The organism is Pontibacter burrus (assembly GCF_010686685.1).
GTDB classification, from domain to species: Bacteria; Bacteroidota; Bacteroidia; order Cytophagales; family Hymenobacteraceae; genus Pontibacter; species Pontibacter burrus.
In genome coordinates this window covers 613,142-630,732 of the sequence record NZ_JAAGWD010000001.1, presented here as the reverse complement: position 1 = coordinate 630,732, position 17,591 = coordinate 613,142, and the positions used below count along the sequence as shown (strand labels likewise).

The following is a 17,591-nucleotide window of genomic DNA, read 5'->3' as shown; positions in this document are numbered from 1 at the left end:
CCCTGCTCTTTCGGATTTGCAATCCGAAAGCACCTATTGCGAGGATTTGTAATCCGACTCCCATAGCAATTATAGTAAAGCAGGTTGCTACTTCAAAAGCATAGAAGCGGATTGAAAATCCCGATAGTATCCCGTTTTCGGATTACAAATCCGAAAAAGCAATGCCTTGAAAACTTGAAAACCACACTGCTCTTTCGGATTTACAATCCCGAAGCACCTATTATAAGGATTTGTAATCCGACCTTTACTCTAACAATATAACCTCCAGTAGCCCGGGTTGCCCGGCATAGTTCAGTGCCGAACTATAGAGATAATGTTCCGGCTCAGCTACAATTTCAGCTGCTACTGGATTGTAGTGAATGTACTGCAGTTTCTGTTCCATGAAACTGTTTGTGTGTAGTTCTTTAGCTTCATTCCCTTCCTGCCAGAACTTGAAATTCTTGGTTTTTATATCATTGGCAGCTGCATAAGCAAAACGGTTAAGCAGCCAATCTTTGCGGCTTTCATTTTCTTCCTGTATTGCCTTTATGATTGCTTTGCTGGAGAACTTCTTGAAATCACGTAGAATGTCTGAAAGATTACGATCTTCCTGTGCACCAGCTATTAGGTGAAGGTGGTTGGTCATGAGGCACCAGGCATACAACTCTAAGCCCTTATGTTGCTGACAATATTTTAGAGAATCTATCAGAATGTGCTTATACACAGGTCGGGTAAACACATCAACCCAGCCTACTACAGTGAGTGTGAGGAAGTATAAATAACCTGTACTTATCTTGTTCTTCTGTCCCATACAGCTTAGTACGGAAATGGCAGCGGATTACAAATCCTGATAGTAGAATACTTTCGGATTGCAAATCCGAAAGAGCTAGTAATATCCGAGTTACAGATAAAATTCGAAAGAGCCGGATGCAAGTCTGGCAATAGCAGCCTCCGCTCTTTATCCGAAAAAGCGGTTCCAAGAAATTCCGATAGTGATATAAATATAAAAAGCGCCTGAGACTATAACCCTAGGCGCTTTTTATATTTATCATTCCTTATTTTTAATCCCAATAAGCAAGTGTAGTAACTTCTTTACCGTCTGCTGAGAAAACTATTTTTTTATCCTGGCCCTGCTGATCTAGCTCCACCTGGTAATATTTTTTACCGTCTTTTTCTACCAGTTCCATATCATCCAGGCGCATGCTTTTGTATTGCTGGGCTATAGCTGATGTAATTGCCGGAGGCAGGTCATTTTTCATGATGTCGCGACGGGTCATCAACACTTTGCCCGATGGGTCGATCATGGCAGCGTGGTCAATGCGGTCTACATCGAAGTCGGCTTCGTAGTTATTCCCGTGCTTTTCCCACTCCAGATCGGTGGCATTGGCATACTTCTGCATTAAGGCAGTTTTTACAGCTGCAGGTACGTCTTTTGAGTCCACGTCCTGCGCCTGTGCAGCTATAACCGAAGCTCCTGCAAGCACAAATCCAACTAATATCTTCATAGTCTCTAGCTTTTAGTTAAAGAAAGATTTGAAATACAACTTAACTATACGAGGCTAAAGAAAATCTGAACAATACAAGTGCTCCTGCAGGGCAACGCAACGGAATGTGACTGTACAAGCTCTTTTTAAACTATAGAATAGATTTTCCTGCATATAGCATATGTTATATAAAAGCTGGTATTATTATTATTAAACTCAGAGCAATACCTTTGCAGATGTAACTATAGTTGCCTGCTCTTCATAACCCTATTTCAGAACCTATATGAAAAAAGCTTTTTACTTTCTTGCCGTATTCTTTTTACTGGCTTCCTGCGAGGACGACAAAATTAGCCCAGGCAACATCAACCCAAGCCTGGAAAATACCAAAGCCATTGAAGTAACGCCCCCTGCAACTATAGTTCTGAAAGGCAAAGACCTGGATGCGGCTACCGAAGTACTTTTAAATAATCGGCCCTTAACTATAGTTAGCAAAACCGAAAGCGAACTGGAAGTACAGGTGCCTTCAGGCGCATTTAGTGGCACTGCAGTGGTTAAGTTTCCTGATCCAGATATAAGCCTGCGTAAATATATAAAGGTGATAGATGCGAATGTAACAACGAAGGATTTACCACTCAGCCATTTAATGAAGGTGGATTTCCTGGGAGGCGGCAACGTTCTGAAGTACGGCGGCGATGGTATAGTTTACCGCTCTACGGATGGCAGCACTAACTGGCAGAGCATCTACGAAAGCGTTCATGTGTCGCCAAATGTTCCTTTTAAAGCCTACGATGCGAGCCATATCTGGGTGCTGTTGGGCGGTGCCAAACAAATGGCTATAACACAAAATGGCGGCGAAACCTGGAAAGAAATCACGACCCTGCCTGACCATATCATAAACGACCTTTTCTTTTTGTCGCTGGAGAAAGTGGTTGTGACAACGATAGACCTTAATACCGGCAGCGGTGCTATTTACACCACAAACGATGGTGGCCAGAAATGGACCAAGGCCTATGAAAGCTCAAGTGCTATAGTTAGCAATCTGAAGCTGGCCTATAGTGGCGGCAACTCCATGTACCTGGCTTCGCCGGGCGGCAGGCTGATGCTTAAAACAACTGATGGCGGTAATACCTGGTCCGAAAGCCCGCTTCTGGTAAACCTCGGCACACCTAAAACTGGCTCCCCAATTTCGTTTATCAGCGAGCAGGTGGGTTGGGCTTACAACCAGCCGGGTTTAAAAAGTGATGAGCCCGGTATTTATAAAACCACAAATGGAGGCGCATCCTGGTTTCCTGTAGCAAAACCTGAACTGGATTATGATGAACTCATCAGCGCTGTCCGTTTCTGGTCTGATAATGTTGGTGTGGCTGTTACTACAAAAGGCGGGTATATGCAGACAGATGATGGAGGCGTAAGTTGGAAACTATATTACATGCCAGGAACAAACCCGCAACTGCTAGACCTGGACCAGGACAACCTGTATTTTTATAGTGATAAACTGTTGATCAAAGCAATAAGATAAATACCTGAAACACAAACCGGCCCAACTATAGTTAGTAAAGTCTGCTATAGTTGGACCAGTTTTTAAAAGCTATAGTTGAACTATGGTTTAGCCTGGATTACCAAAATAACACCTGCTGCGTTCGTACCAGCGCTATTCCGAACTCATTTACTTTAAAAGTGCCCTGATCATTTGCGGGTCATCCTGCAGTGTGCGTAGGTTTTGCTTCAACTGCTCCAACTCCCGGTTCAGGTCTTCTTTAGCGGATTTAAACTTCTGATCCATTTGCTTTGGTGAACCACAAAAACGGGTGTAAAAACCGGCGTCAGGGCCATTTGCCAAGCCTTGGAACTCAGCCTTTAACTCATCCAACTGGTCAGTCAGGATCTTGACGTAGTATTCTAGTTGCTCGTCGGGTAAGGCTTCTAGTGCCTGGCCTTGTTCCTGCATAAATTCCATCTGCAACCGTAACAGCTCAAAAAAGTCGTCGTGGTGGTAGGCCTGGGTTACGCGCTTCATGGCTTCCTCTTTCCAGGCGCGTTTTGTTTCGTCCCGTTCTTTGTCAGGGTGTAGTTGCTTCGCCAGTTCGGTGTACACGCGGCGGCTGGCTTTGCTGATATTGCTGAGCTCGGCTTTTGCTTTGGCTTCTTTGGCTAGTTGCGCTTTGGTTTTGCGGTTTTTCTGGCGATTCTGCTTTTCACGTTCGCGCTGCTCCCGCTCACGTTCCTGTTGGGCTTGTATGCGCTCAAAATCATCCAGGTCCTCAAGGTCATCGGCTATAGTTTGTTCGTCGTCAACTATAGTTTCATGCGCTTCTTCTGCAGCAAAAGCCGTGCGTTCGGCATAGGTATATTCGGCGTACCGGTCGTGCAGCGCTATCATATCGCGGCGCTCGTAGCTGGAGATCAAATCAAATGTGATGTTCTCGATCAGAGCTGATATCTTCAACTTCTCCCGGATACTGAAAACAGGCAGATGGAAAGCATCGTCCAGCAGGTACGCTAACTCCACTCTCCTTTCCAGTTGCTGTAGTATAATGGGGCGTAGCTCTTTTTCAATGCGTTTTTGCGCCAGCTCCATACTTTCACGCCGGGTAGCTATTTCTTTTTTAAGCAGCTCAATCTGCTCTGTTTTCTGGTTAAACTCCTGTTGCAGCCTGCTCAGTTTCCGCTCTGCCGAAGTAGAAATCTGGGGTGTTAGATTAGGAACAGGTTTGTTAGTGCCAGGCATGCGCTGCAAGTATAAACAGGTAAGATAAGTCTGAATTACAAAAGTACGGTTTTACCGGATCAGTTCTACCTTGCGTTCCCCAATCTGCTGGCGCCACATGGCATAGTACAAGCCTTTTTGCTCCAACAGTTCGGCGTGCGTGCCTTGTTCTACAATTTTGCCCCTTTCCAGCACAAAGATGGTATCGGCGTGCATGATGGTTGACAGGCGGTGAGCAATTAGGATCGTAATCTGTTCTCTTGTTTCTGATATTTCCCGAACGGTCCTTGTAATCTCTTCTTCGGTTAGCGAGTCCAGGGCAGAAGTGGCTTCGTCGAAGATGAGCAGGCGCGGGGTGCGGATCAGGGCACGGGCAATCGAAAGTCGCTGTTTTTCGCCACCCGACATTTTCAGGCCTCCTTCTCCAATTTGAGTGTAGATTCCTTTTTCGGAACGGGCCAGCAGGTTGGTACACGATGCTTTTTGCATGGCGGCAATCACCTCCTCGTCGGTAGCATCGGACTTTACATATTGCAGGTTCTCTTTTATAGTTCCTGAAAACAGGTTGGTTTCCTGGGTTACAAAGCCCAGTTGCCGGCGCGCTTCGTTCAGCCAGATCTCGTGGGTTGGGTAGTTGTTATAGTATACTTCGCCGCTCACAGGCTTATACAAGCCAACCAGCAATTTTACCAGTGTAGATTTCCCCGAACCCGACGGCCCTACAAACGCAATCGTATCGCCGGAGTTTGCCTCAAAAGAAATTCCATCCAGCGCATTTTGTTTTGCTCCTCTATGGTGAAATACTACATCCTCGAAACGTAGCTGCTGTAGCGGCCCGATGTCAATGGCAGATTCCGGGCGGGTTTCTACCGGTTTGTTCATCAGCGTGTCAAAAGTTTGCAACGATGCCTCTGCTTCGCGATAAGTAAGTATAATGGTGCCCAAATCCTGCAGTGGCCCGAAAATACTTACCGAAATAAACTGCATCGAGATCAGTTCACCGGTCGTCAGCACATCCCGGAAAATAAGCCATAGCAGCGTAAAAAGGATGGATTGCTTGAGTAAATTGAGCGCTGTGCCTTGCAGAAAAGACAATGTGCGCACCTGCTTTACTTTGGCCATTTCGAGGTAAAAGATACGCTCGGTGTGCTCGCGCAGGCGGCGGATCTCTGGATAGGTAAGGCCCAGGCTTTTCACCAGCTCAATGTTGCGCAACGACTCTGTGATCACCCCCGACATTTTGTTGGAGGCCCGGTTAATGGAGCGCTGCATGGTTTTGATCCTGGCACTAAGCAAGCTGGTTAACCCACCCAGAACCAGAATCCCGATCACGAAAATAGGCACTAGTGCCCAGTGCTTGGTTACCGCATACCACACCAGGAAACCAACCCCAACTATAGATGAGAACAGAATATTGATGAAAGCAGAAATAAAGCGCTCAGTGTCGCGGCGTACGCGTTGCAAGATAGAAAGCGTTTCGCCGCTGTTCTGGTTGGCGTATTCCTGGTACGAGAGTCGCAGAGTTTGTTTCAGGCCATCGTTAAAGATCTGTACACCAAATTTCTGCACCACCAGGTTGGTAAAATACTCCTGGAAAGCCTTTGCCAACCGCGAGAGTAATGCAACTATAACTGCTAAAAGCATCAGCCATAAAGCACCTTTTACCCGCTCTTCGTTGCTCATGGTAAAGGGAGGCGTGGCATATTTGTCGATGATCTCCCCGAAAATAATAGGATCGACTAAAGCCAGCACCTGGCTGATTCCGGCCAGAACAAGAGAAAGTATGACCAGCCCGCGGTGAGGCTGCAGGTAGTTCCAGAGTACGCGCATGTAAAGCAACTATAATTAACGGCTTATACTTACGCAGGCATCCGGGATGTGTACATTTCAGCATCATCTCAAAATATTAATTCCTTTCAGGCAACCTGCTACTGCAATATAGCATCTGAAAGATATTAGCCTGCTGCAATAGTTTTATTCCAGCCTGTTACCATCCAACGCACAAATTAAAACTATGATCAAGAGAATTCTACTGCTGCTGTTCTTCTTCGGGAATATGGCCCTTGCTACTGCCCAGCAAACACAAATGGTAAACGTCGGGGACCACTCCCTCGAGATGATACAGGCCGGAACAGGCGAGTATACTGTTATTTTTGAATCCGGCTTCGGCACAGACTATAAGGTTTGGGGCAATGTGGCTACCGAAATTGTAAACACCAACCAGGTACTGCTGTATTCGAGAGCGAGCACAGGCAAATCGGAACCAAACCCGAAACCGCAAACCCTGGAGGCAGCCATACAGGACCTGAGCTCTCTTATAGAAAAAGCTAATCTGAAGGCTCCTTTTATTTTAGTAGGCCATTCTTATGGAGCTTTCATTATTCGTGGCTATGCAGCTTTAAACCCCGACAAGGTAAAAGGTTTGGTTTTTGTCGATCCGGCGCACGAAAAACTGATGCAGGAGCTCAAAAAGGTTGATCATGCCAAAGCCCTGAAAGATGTGGAGCTGCAAAACAGTTTTATGCCCCCTAAGTTCAAAAAGGAAAACGACCTGATCAACCAGCTTTTCGATAAAGCCGCACTGCCTGATTTTGGAAAATTACCGCAGGTACCTGCTGTGGTACTCACTTCGGTACAGCACAGACCAAACCCTGAAATGTTTTTACACGAGCCACAAGGCGTGGAAGTATGGCGGAAGCTACACAACGAGTTCTTTGGCCAGTTTACCAGCGGCGCCCATCTCGTAACGGCTAACAGCGGGCATAACATCCATAGGGAAGAGCCGGAACTGGTTATTAATGCCATAAACCAGGTAGTGCAGGCAGCTAACAAACAAAAGGCACGCCAGGAACATGAAGCAAAAATGACAGTGCTGGGCGAAAAACTGAACCAGGCTTCGGTTTTACTTGGCAAGCGAAAAGAAAAGCAGGCCGAAGCGCTTGTTTTTGATGCCCTGAAAAGCACTGGTTTTGGTGAGCAAACTATAAACACCATTGCCTACAAGCAGCTCGGCAACCCGCAAAGCATGGTGGTGGCAACGCTGATATTCAAGTACAATACCATCCAGTATGCTGGGTCTGCCAATGCTTTCGATAGTTACGGCGAAGCGTTAATGCAACAGGGAAAACTGAAACAGGCAGAACAGCAGTTTAACAAAGCCATTGAGCTTGCTACTGCCGCCAACGATGCTTCTACGCTCAAAAACAGCCGCAATAACCTGGAAAAGATCAGCCAGTTAAAAAAGGCAAAATAGCCCGCGCTTACCTTCCATAACCATTATCTGTACTTGAAAATGAAGCATGATACAAACTATAGTTCAGCAATTTTATACGCTGGAATATCTCTTTGGCGTTAAATGCGTAGTAATATTTTGTTGTAAAAAATCATTATCCATTTTCACTTTAAGTAAAACAATATGAAGAACACGCGTATTTTCAGCCTTATGATGATGCTGGCCCTTGTATTTTCTACAGCGGCGATGGCCCAGGACCAGAAGCCAAAAGCAAGCCCAGCTACTACAGCAACCGGTAAAGTAGGTGATGCCACCGTAACTGTAAACTATAGCAGCCCATCGGTAAAAGGCCGCACCATCTGGGGCGAACTGGTGCCTTATGGCAAAGTATGGCGCTCAGGAGCCAACGAGGCTACTACAGTAACTTTTGACAAGGATGTGATGGTAGAAGGCAAGCCGCTGGCAGCCGGAACCTATAGTTTCTACACCATACCTGCTGAAGATAAATGGACCGTGATCTTTAACAAAACAGCCAAGCAATGGGGCACGCAGTACGACGAAGGCCAGGATGCCCTGCGCGTAACGGTTACGCCACGCAAAGCCAGCAGCATGAACGAGCGCCTGAAATATGACGTGAATAACCAGGGCCTGGTGCTGAGCTGGGAAAATATGGAAGTACCTGTAAAAATTACTACAGCTAAAAAATAAGCGAATTACAACTATAAACTATAAAGCGGGAGTTGCCAGCAGGCAGCTCCCGCTTTATTTATTGTCCGGAAGCAAGTTTGTATAGGCATTTTACTATATTGAAAACTATATTCATTATGTGAAGTAGTCTGACCCAGCAAACCCTGGTTGAATTCAGATAACACAGGATGCCAAACAAAGGCGGCTTACCAAAGTGCTGCAAAAGCTCTAGAGGTGAGAAATGGATAGGTTATAGCTGATTTCGTAAATTACTATAGTTTAACAATTTAACATACATGCTCAAAATCACCCGCGATCTTGTTTACACCATTGCCCGGCACAGCAACTGGCGCGGGGAAAGCATCGCTGTCTGGCTCCGGAAAGAAAAAGTGTATGCCGGCACCAAAGACTGGATAAAGTTTCTGCAGTTGTTTTTACTGGGTTTGGGCGGCAGTTTTATAGTTGCCGGCGTGATGTTCTTTTTTGCCTACAACTGGGCCGATATGCACAAGTTCCTGAAGTTGGGGCTGCTGCAGGCGCTGTTGCTTATAGTTACATTGGCAGCTGTTTTCAGTAACCGGAGCAAAACAGTAAAAAATGTACTGCTTACGGCCAGTGTTATGCTTACCGGAGTTATGTTTGCCGTTTTCGGGCAGATTTACCAGACCGGTGCTAATGCCTACGATTTTTTCCTGGGCTGGACGATGAGTGTGGTGCTGTGGGTCGTTTTTTCGAGGTTTCAGCCGTTGTGGCTTATCCTGCTGGCGCTCATCAACACCACGTTTATACTATACAACACCCAGGTGGTTACCGGCATGCCGTTCAACTATGTGGTGAATATACTTTTCGGGATAAATGCGGTGGCAACTATAGTTTGGGAAGTGCTGGCGTGGCGCAAAATAATACGAGGCACGCACAAATGGCTCCCAAGAATAACGGCGCTGGCTGCCATTGTGCCGATAACCATGAGCATGGTGGTAGCAATGTACGACAACTTCGGGGTAGATCATGGTCTATTTTTTATGCTGGCTGCGGTTACATATTCGGCTGGCATCTGGCACGGGCTGCGCACTAGAGACCTGTTCTACCTCAGCGTAATCCCGTTCAGTATTATTATAGTAGTGGCCGCCGGCATTGTAAGGCTGGCAGGCTCCGACCCGATGGTCATATTCCTGGTTGCCAGCCTGTTTGTGATCGGAAGCATCACGCTGCTTATCCGCAATATCATCCACATTAACCGCAAGTGGCATGGCACAGTTCAGTAACGATAAACTGCAGCGCGTACTGCAAACTATAGCGCAGGAAGAAGGCGACAGCTTTACCTATAATGCCACAGCAATTGAAGCCGAAGTACAGCATAGTTCATCGTTCTACACCAACCTGCCCATAAAGCTGCTTACGATCTTCGGCGGCTTCCTGGCTACGCTCTTTTTTATGGGCTTCCTGTTTGCTACCGGCCTGTACAACTCCAACATTGCCCTGCTTATTTTTGGCGGCTGCTTTATAGTTGGGTCCGAGGTTTTAAACCGACTGCGAACCGACTTGCTGCTGAGTGCTGTAAGTATATCGCTGAATATTGCCGGTTACCTGCTTTTCGGGATGGGTGTATCGGAGTTGGGTAGCGATCTTGCGCTGGCACTGACCTTAGCTGCAGTGGCAGTTGCCTTTATAGTTATCTCAGAGGGTGCGGTGCTGGTTTTTCTGTCGGTGCTGGTGCTGGGCGGCAGCCTGATAAGCTTACCATATAATTTAAATCTCCCGGAGCTAGTGCATGCAGTTACCGGCTTAGCCGTAGCCGCTCTTACATTCCTGAGCCTGAACGAGGCAAGGCTGATTGCAGCAAATACTAAGTTGAACAAACTATACGGATCGCTCCGCATGGGTGCAGTGTTTACCTTGATTGGTGTGCTCATCCTTTTATCGCACCAGAATTTTGAAAATGAAGCAATTCGTTACACCTGGCTATCCACGTTGCTCATAGTTGTGGCGCTGCTTTTAGTACTGCGCCGCGTAATGCAGGACGCCGGGGTAACACACCCTAAAACGCAAACTATAGTTTATGCCTGCCTGTGCCTTATGCTGGCTCCAACTATACTTACCCCCGGCATAGCCGGAGCCCTGCTTATCGTTTTAGCCAGTTTTTACATCGGTCACCGAACCAGTTTTATAGTTGGCCTGCTGGCGCTGGGCTACTTTATTGTGCTGTATTACTATAACCTGCAACTCACGCTGCTGGCAAAATCGGGCATTCTGGTGCTTACCGGCTGCCTGTTTCTAGGAGCCTTATACTTGCTAAACCGTTATATCCGAAGCCATGAAGCGTAACCTGAAGCCCATCATCATCCTGTTAAACCTGGTGGTAGTGGTGGCACTTTTTAACTGGTCGGTGATGCAGAAAGAAGATACCCTGGAAAACGGGGAACTGGTATTGCTGAAACTCGCCCCAGTTGATCCGCGTTCGCTGATGCAGGGCGATTACATGCGCCTGAGCTACGCCATCAGCCAGACACCGGACTTGCATGAGCTCCCAAGCCGCGGGTATGCAGTGTTAAAACTCGACTCGCAGCAGGTGGCGCAACTGGTACGGTACCAACCCGAAAAAGAACCGCTGCACGATGGCGAACTTTTGCTGCACTATAACAAAGGCAACTGGGCAATTAACCTGGGAGCTGAGTCGTACTTTTTTGAAGAAGGCCAGGCTAAAACCTTTGAGACTGCGGAGTATGGCGGACTGAAAGTGGATGAAGCCGGCAACAGCATCCTGATTGGCCTGTACGACAAGAACCGGCAACTGCTGCAACCAAAACGCAAACCCTAACCACGTACATATGCAACAAACTTTACACACTTACATTACCGGGAAGTACTTTAGCGCCGGAGGCCGGTTTTTCGGCTGGCTAACCACCCTGTTGGGCATTACAATGGTGTTAAACGGCTCCATAGCTGCCTGGGCTTTGCTGCCCGTTGGTTTTCTAACACATTTTACACGCAGGCAAACCGAGTTTAACCTGTCACAAAAAGCCTTCCGCGAAGCAGTAAGCCTGGCCGGACTGGCATTCGGAAAGTGGCAGCCTTTACCCAGCTTCGAATACCTGTTTTTAAAGAAGAACAACTATAGGCGAACAATGGAATCCAGGGGATCGATGTCGGTGCAGCAGCTTGAAAAGTTTGATGGCTACCTGAAGCTTGCCTATAACGTAAAACTGCACCTTGTACAGCAAAAGTCGAAGGAAAAGGCTATGCAACAGATGGAACAAATTGCACAGGACCTGCAGGTAGAGCTACGCGACCTAACCGAAATGAAGTATTACTAACACCTGGTTTAGAGTTGCTTTTCCATTTTGTAGTGCTGGATGCTGCCAAAAAGCAGGTGCGTTTTCTCTACTACTTTATAGCCATTTCGCTCATAAAACCCGATTGCCTTTTCGCGGGCCTGCAGCACCATGTAGGTAGCACCCATTTTCCGGGCTTTGTCTTCTAAATAGTCTAGCAGCAGTTTGCCCAGGCCTTTGCCCTGGCAGCGCTCGTGAATGCCCATAAACCGGAGCTGCGCCTCTTCGTGGGTCTGCAGGTGCATCCGGCAAACGCCAATGGCCTCGCCGGTTTCATCTACCAGCATGGCGTGGATGGCGGTTTCATCGTCTGGGGCGAGCTCGCTGCCCTTTGGTTGCTCCCAGGGCTGGCGCAGGGTAAGGTAGCGCAGGTTATAGTACTGCTCAAACTCTTCAGGTGTGGCGGGCTCTATAATGTGCATGGCTGTTGCTTGATTGTTGATGGTTAAATTGTTGATTGTTAGTATTGATTGCTTACTGATAACTGTTTACTGTTTACTGCCCTTGCGTGAGGGATGGAGCGGTTGTTTGAGCTCCTATAGTTTGGGCACCAACTATAGAGCGAGCCGCGAGAGCCCGACGGCTGTGCCGGCACGCCTAATGCCTTTTGACAAAGGAATTTCTTGACGAAGATCAAAAGACCTGTAATTCTTCATTTATAGTTTCTGAACTATAGTTTAAAAGCTGCCCAGCTATAGTTGTTTTTCTGTCGGCAATTTACGCGCTGCAAGGCAACAATTTAACAATCCGGGAATTAACAATAACTTTGTTGAAGTAAGAAAGTAAATCAGATTCTAAAGCATAACTATAAAACTATGGCATCTTTTGACATTGTAAGCAAGGTAGACCCGCAAACTATGGACAACGCCGTGAATGTTGCCCGCAAAGAGATCATGAACCGCTACGACTTCCGCGATACCAAGGGCAGCATAGAATACGACAAGAAGAACAGCGTGGTAAACATTGCCATGGAAAACGACATGCGCGTGCAACACACTGAAGACGTTCTGATCAGTAAAATGGTGAAGCAGGGCCTTGATGCTACCGCGCTCGATTTTTCGAAGGAGGCTTACCAGTCCGGGGCTATGATGAAAAAAGACATTAAAGTAAAGGCCGGTATTGACAAAGAAACTTCTAAAAAGATCATGAAGCTGATAAAAGACAGCAAACTGAAAGTGTCGGCAGCCATCATGGATGAAACCATTCGCGTTACCGCTAAAAAGATTGACGACTTGCAGAGCGTGATTGCCCTGATGCGTGGCAATTCTGAAGAAATAGGCATGCCACTGCAATTCGTGAACATGAAAAGCTAATAGTTACTACCCGCTAAACTGTTTGTATGCTGCCTGGTTGCAGCCAGCTTTTAGGTGTATTTCATACAGATCGGCTTTGAGACTATACCAGTTCTACCTGAATCCGTATGAACCTAGCATTTAGACTATAGTGCTGCTACAGCAACAGACAATAGCAATTAAGTAACTATGGAAATCTTCGCCAATCCGGATACCTGGATAAGCCTGCTGACGCTAACCTTTATGGAGGTGGTGCTGGGCATCGACAATATTGTTTTTATTTCGATAATTGTGAGCAGGCTGCCAAAAGAGCAGCAGGGAAAAGGCCGGACCATAGGCCTGATGCTGGCGCTGGTATTCCGGATAATCCTGTTGCTGTTTATCAGTCACATTGTGCAAGCCAAAGAGCCTTTGTTTACGCTGAACCTTCCGTTCACTGAAAACGAGCTGGATGTATCGATCAGGGACCTGATCCTGTTTGCCGGTGGTTTGTTCCTGCTGGCTAAAAGTACTACCGAGATACACAACAAACTGGAAGGCGAAGAAGAATCTCATGAAGCTTCGAAGCCGACCGCTACACTGGGCAAGGTGCTGATCCAGATCATCCTGATCGACATTGTGTTCTCTTTCGACTCCATTTTAACGGCGGTTGGCTTGGTAAACCATGTAAGCATCATGATTGTGGCGGTTATCATTTCGATGGTGATCATGCTGATTTTTTCGAAAGCCGTGAGTGACTTTGTGAACAAACGGCCAACCGTAAAAATGCTGGCGCTGTCGTTCCTGCTGATGATCGGGGTGATGCTGGTGGCTGAATCCTTCCACGTAGAAATTCCGAAAGGCTACATTTACTTTGCCATGTTCTTCTCGCTGATGGTAGAACTGCTGAACCAGAAGCTCCGCAAAAAAACAGACCCGGTGCACCTGCGCCAGAGCGAGTTAGTAGATACAGAATAATATTTTTCCTGTTCATTTTGTTCATTTCAAAGGCGGCATTTCCTGCAGAAAGGGGTGCCGCTTTTTTTGTAGCCAATATCACTAACAAGCACAACATATCAGTTTATCTGTTATATTAGGAGGTTGCCATATAGTGTATAACCCACTGTTGCCCATGACATTCCGCCACACTGCCATCGCCGTTTTCCTGCTCCTTGCTATAGTTGGTCTTGCGCTGCTCAGCATTTTCCTGCTGATGCCTCCCAACCCGGCTCCGGCTACTGCTCCTGCTACAGATTTTTCGGCTGAGCGGGCCATGCAGCACGTGCGCCAAATAGCAAAGGCCCCGCATGCCATGGGCACTTCCGAACATGCCCGTGTAAGGGCTTACCTACTGGAACAAATGCAGGAACTGGGCTTGAACCCGCAGGTACAGGAGGCAATGGCAGTAAACGAGCAAGGCACTGTAGTGAATGCCGGTTATGTTTACAATTTACTTGGCCGGATAAAGGGAACAGGCAATGGCAGGCAGGCCATCCTGTTAATGGCCCACTACGACTCGCAACCCAACACACTGGGCGCCGGTGACGATGGCGCAGGGGTAGCTGCTATACTGGAAACGGTACGCGCCCTGCAGCACACCGGCCCGCTGCAGCAGGACCTAATTGTGCTGCTAACTGATGGAGAAGAGTATGGTTTGTTTGGAGCAAGAGCTTTTATGGAGCACCCCTGGGCAAAAGACGTAGCGCTGGTGTTGAACGTGGAAGCGCGCGGCAACAGAGGACCCAGCATGACCTTTGAGCTGAGCCCACAGAACGGCTGGGTAGCAAAACATTTTATAAAAGCGGCACCTTACCCATTTGTGAGTTCGCTGGCTTACGAAATATACAGCCGCATGCCCAACGACACCGACTTCACCATTTTTAAGGATGCCGGCTACACAGGACTGAACTCTGCCTTTATAGATGGCTTTGTACACTACCACAAACTCTCCGATTCTCCGGAAAACCTTAACCAGGGCAGCCTGCAACACCACGGCAGCAACATGCTGGCTTTAGTGCAGCACTTCGGCAACCTAGACCTGTCCAACACCAAAGCCCGCGATACAGTATTTTTCAACTTCATCAATGGCTGGGTAGTGCAGTATCCGGTTGGTTTAAATGTGCTCTTTGTGGCGGTGGCGGCTCTACTACTGATGGTTACACTAAAAACAGCTGTGCGCAAAAACGTCGTTACATGGTGGCAAGTTCTTGCCGGCACGGGGCTTTACCTGTTGTTATTGCTGATAGTCGTGGGCTCGTTTATTCCCTTAAACCGGTTCGTTTTAAAACTAATGCCCTTTTCGCCCGGCCACAATGGCATCTATAGTTCCGATGAGTTTTTTATTGCTTACCTGTTACTGGCGCTGGGTCTGTTCATGTTGCTAAGCTGGCTTGTGTTACGATGGCTGCGGTTGCCGGCGCTGTTGCTTGGCGTATTTGTATTTCAATTTGCGCTAACTATAGCCATGGCGCTGCTGATTCCGGCTGCTACCTATCTGCTGCTTTTCCCGTTGTTGTTTGGTATGGTTGGTATGCTACTGGTACTGTTGCAAGACCTGCATGATCAACCTGAAGGCAACTGGCGCTTTGCTTTTATACTTCTTGTTGCTGCTATCCCGGCCATTTTCATCTACATGCCCATAATATATGTCGTGTTCGTGGCCTTTAGCCTGCAGTTGCCGGTTGGTGCTATTGCCTTGTTGGTGTTGCTACTTGGGCTGCTACTGCCGCTGCTCATGATTATAGAGCGAAGCTATAGTTGGCGCGTGGTGCCATTACTGCCTTTGGTACTGCTGGCTGCCGGCATGCTGCAGGTAGCCCGTGCTATAGAAGCAGAAAAGCCAACTTCCGCAAGACCACTACATAGCCAGGTAGCTTATTATCTTGATGCGGATGCCGGGAAAGCGTTCTGGGTATCGTCTTCAGCATATCTGGATGACTGGAAGAAGCAGTTCTTTACAAATGCACAGATACATCCTCTGACTGAACTATACCCGCATGCCCAGCGCCCACAACTCAAAAACGAGGCTGCGCCACTTGCTCTTGCTCCGCCTATAGTTCAGGTTCTTTCCGATTCTGTTGCCGGTGAAGAGCGGGTTCTTCGGTTGCGCCTCTACTCGCCACGCCAGGCTGCTCATCTCGAGTTTATAGTTCAGCTTGATGCTCCGGATGCAATCAGCCACATTGCACTTAACAAAAAAACATTGCCCCTCACCTCCATTCCTGCGTCTTCCGGCCCTGTGTACCATTACCGCTACTATGGTTTACCCGTGACCAAAGACGCCGAGTTGGACATACGCCTGCAAAAAGATGTACCGCTGCACCTATTGCTTTACGACCACACGTTATCACTCCCGCAGGAGCTTATCAAACAACCAATGCCACCATACATTGCACCCGACCAAGGCCGCGAAAGTAATGTAACCGTCGTCCGGAAACGATACGATTTCTAACTATAGCTTTTAAAGGTGTAACTGGATTATTACGGAGAGTTGTTTAAAAGCTAAACCTACCCGCTGAAACACGTAGAATAGAAGTTAAAATCCTGCGACCAGACTATGATCACAGATAAGATTCTAACATTTGCGCTCAGCCTTATCATCCTGCTTGCTTTTGGCTGCAACGAGCCCAACGCCGAAAGCAGAACCAGCGAAGTAACCAATACGATAGACAAGACCGAGCCCAGCCCTATGTTCTGGGATTACGCCATCAGCACCAATATGCTGCAGACAGAACTTAGCCTGTTAGCCCGCCAGAAAACACCCGACTCGCAGTTGGTAACCCTCGCCGACAGCGCTTACCAGCTGCATAGTTTTGCCTTGGGCAGGCTCCGCAAAATCGCGCAAAAATATGAGCACATACAACTCCCGGACAGCCTCTCAGGCGCCGACAAGGCAACTATAGCAGAATTTAGATTATTGGATCAAGAGGAGTTTAAAACACGCTACCTGAATTATCTGCAGCAAAGCAGCAACTCGCAGCTCAGTCGCTACCAGGAGGCGCTCACAGAAACAGAAGACCCAGCCCTAAGGATTTGGTTAAACACCATGCGCAACAGGCTGCGCAGCCAGCAATCAGGTTATGCGGCCATCGATTCGGTTACTACAGGAAAGTGAGTTATAGTTTAGCTCCAGAGTTCGGCAGCCTTACGGGCCATCCTGAAAAAAAGATCGCGTTCCAAACCTGCCACCTGACGGGCCTCGCACTCGGTATAGCCGTTTTCAATCGCGTTGAGGTAATCATAGTAGAGTTGGGCCATTTCCAGCGAGTCGTCTTCAAAGCATTCGGTCAGCTTTTCTTTTGATAACTTTTCTGGTTCAAAAATTTTGGATGGGTACAGTTTATCTAACTGGTAGATCAGGTATTTCTGTGATGTTTTGTTCTGGCGTGCACCAAAAAGCTCTTCAATTGGCGTGTCTTCATCATCATCCAGGTCCAGGTCTTCTTCTACGGCCAGGGGTTCGTAAACTATAATATCAAAGCCGAGTAGCTCCAGGTACTCATCGAACCGTTCTTTTATAGGAATAAGGGTCGGGGTTTCGTAGGGTCTGTTAAGGATGTCGGCCATGTGGAGTGCCATTTCCTTGCCCTTCTCGCCGGCGGCAATCAGAATCTGGTTAAACTGAGTAAAGTCGCAGCCCAGGTAAATGAATTTATACTCATCGTCGAGCATGGTAAAGCACCAGAGCGTTATAAACTCCGTATCATCGATCACTACTGTATCGATGTATAGTTCATTTATCTGAATGTAGTTCGGCGTATATTCCGGAGCATCCATGGCGGAATCGGCTTAGTGTTCTAAACTCATTTTAGGGCATGGCTAAAGGCTTTTTTGCGTATACGGCATTTCCGGAGATATGGCAGCGTTTCTATATATAAATCTTGGTAAAGGGGGATATAA

Annotated in this window: 17 protein-coding genes; 11 read left to right on the top strand and 6 right to left on the bottom strand. The window is 47.5% G+C overall.

Annotation, left to right across the window (positions count from 1 at the left end):
• Positions 1-244: 244 nt before the first annotated feature.
• Positions 245-790, bottom strand: coding sequence for an REP-associated tyrosine transposase (locus GXP69_RS02905; RefSeq protein WP_163912158.1), 546 nt, complete (start codon positions 788-790; stop codon positions 245-247).
• A 250-nt stretch (positions 791-1,040) separates the two neighbouring features.
• Positions 1,041-1,484 (bottom strand): PepSY-like domain-containing protein, encoded by a 444-nt coding sequence (locus tag GXP69_RS02900; RefSeq protein ID WP_163912156.1) that lies wholly within the window; start codon positions 1,482-1,484, stop codon positions 1,041-1,043.
• Positions 1,485-1,746: 262 nt separating this feature from the next.
• Here GXP69_RS02900 and GXP69_RS02895 point away from each other — a divergent pair, with 262 nt between their 5' ends.
• Positions 1,747-2,982: a WD40/YVTN/BNR-like repeat-containing protein gene (locus tag GXP69_RS02895; RefSeq protein WP_163912154.1), complete on the top strand. Its 1,236-nt coding sequence runs from the start codon at positions 1,747-1,749 to the stop codon at positions 2,980-2,982.
• A 147-nt stretch (positions 2,983-3,129) separates the two neighbouring features.
• Here the strand turns inward: GXP69_RS02895 and GXP69_RS02890 are convergent, their stop codons facing one another.
• Entirely contained in the window at positions 3,130-4,191 is a 1,062-nt protein-coding gene (locus tag GXP69_RS02890) for a J domain-containing protein (protein ID WP_163912151.1), read from the bottom strand.
• A 51-nt stretch (positions 4,192-4,242) separates the two neighbouring features.
• Positions 4,243-6,000, bottom strand: a complete 1,758-nt coding sequence (locus GXP69_RS02885; protein ID WP_163912148.1) for an ABC transporter ATP-binding protein — start codon at positions 5,998-6,000, stop codon at positions 4,243-4,245.
• Between the two features lie 184 nt (positions 6,001-6,184).
• Between GXP69_RS02885 and GXP69_RS02880 the strand changes: the two genes are divergently transcribed.
• From GXP69_RS02880 to GXP69_RS02855, 6 genes are all read left to right on the top strand, one after another.
• Entirely contained in the window at positions 6,185-7,423 is a 1,239-nt protein-coding gene (locus GXP69_RS02880; protein ID WP_163912146.1) for an alpha/beta fold hydrolase, read from the top strand.
• Between the two features lie 162 nt (positions 7,424-7,585).
• Positions 7,586-8,110 carry a DUF2911 domain-containing protein gene (locus GXP69_RS02875; protein WP_163912143.1) on the top strand — a complete coding sequence of 175 codons (525 nt, stop codon included), beginning with the start codon at positions 7,586-7,588 and terminating at the stop codon, positions 8,108-8,110.
• Between the two features lie 275 nt (positions 8,111-8,385).
• On the top strand, positions 8,386-9,354 hold the full coding sequence (locus tag GXP69_RS02870; protein ID WP_163912140.1) for a DUF2157 domain-containing protein: 969 nt from the start codon (positions 8,386-8,388) through the stop codon (positions 9,352-9,354).
• On the top strand, positions 9,338-10,414 hold the full coding sequence (locus GXP69_RS02865) for a DUF4401 domain-containing protein (protein ID WP_163912137.1): 1,077 nt from the start codon (positions 9,338-9,340) through the stop codon (positions 10,412-10,414). The genes GXP69_RS02870 and GXP69_RS02865 overlap by 17 nt, the downstream gene beginning before the upstream one ends.
• The gene (locus tag GXP69_RS02860) at positions 10,404-10,907 is read left to right on the top strand and encodes a GDYXXLXY domain-containing protein (protein ID WP_163912135.1); all 504 of its coding nucleotides are present in this window, start codon (positions 10,404-10,406) and stop codon (positions 10,905-10,907) included. Before GXP69_RS02865 ends, GXP69_RS02860 begins: the two co-directional genes overlap by 11 nt.
• 10 nt (positions 10,908-10,917) lie before the next feature.
• The gene (locus GXP69_RS02855) at positions 10,918-11,403 is read left to right on the top strand and encodes a hypothetical protein (protein ID WP_163912133.1); all 486 of its coding nucleotides are present in this window, start codon (positions 10,918-10,920) and stop codon (positions 11,401-11,403) included.
• 8 nt (positions 11,404-11,411) lie between these two features.
• On the opposite strand, the gene GXP69_RS02850 is transcribed toward GXP69_RS02855, so the two are convergent.
• Positions 11,412-11,843 carry a GNAT family N-acetyltransferase gene (locus GXP69_RS02850; RefSeq protein ID WP_163912131.1) on the bottom strand — a complete coding sequence of 144 codons (432 nt, stop codon included), beginning with the start codon at positions 11,841-11,843 and terminating at the stop codon, positions 11,412-11,414.
• A gap of 393 nt (positions 11,844-12,236) precedes the next feature.
• Here GXP69_RS02850 and GXP69_RS02845 point away from each other — a divergent pair, with 393 nt between their 5' ends.
• The 4 genes from GXP69_RS02845 to GXP69_RS02830 all read left to right on the top strand — a co-directional run bounded on the left by GXP69_RS02845 (position 12,237) and on the right by GXP69_RS02830 (position 16,806).
• Entirely contained in the window at positions 12,237-12,734 is a 498-nt protein-coding gene (locus GXP69_RS02845) for a YajQ family cyclic di-GMP-binding protein (protein WP_163912129.1), read from the top strand.
• A 168-nt stretch (positions 12,735-12,902) separates the two neighbouring features.
• Positions 12,903-13,670: a TerC family protein gene (locus tag GXP69_RS02840; RefSeq protein ID WP_163912127.1), complete on the top strand. Its 768-nt coding sequence runs from the start codon at positions 12,903-12,905 to the stop codon at positions 13,668-13,670.
• Positions 13,671-13,824: 154 nt separating this feature from the next.
• The gene (locus GXP69_RS02835) at positions 13,825-16,143 is read left to right on the top strand and encodes a M20/M25/M40 family metallo-hydrolase (protein WP_163912124.1); all 2,319 of its coding nucleotides are present in this window, start codon (positions 13,825-13,827) and stop codon (positions 16,141-16,143) included.
• Between the two features lie 105 nt (positions 16,144-16,248).
• Complete coding sequence (locus GXP69_RS02830; RefSeq protein WP_163912122.1) at positions 16,249-16,806, top strand: DUF4142 domain-containing protein; 558 nt, start codon at positions 16,249-16,251, stop codon at positions 16,804-16,806.
• Between the two features lie 8 nt (positions 16,807-16,814).
• On the opposite strand, the gene GXP69_RS02825 is transcribed toward GXP69_RS02830, so the two are convergent.
• Positions 16,815-17,468 carry a hypothetical protein gene (locus tag GXP69_RS02825; RefSeq protein ID WP_163912120.1) on the bottom strand — a complete coding sequence of 218 codons (654 nt, stop codon included), beginning with the start codon at positions 17,466-17,468 and terminating at the stop codon, positions 16,815-16,817.
• Positions 17,469-17,591 lie beyond the last annotated feature (123 nt).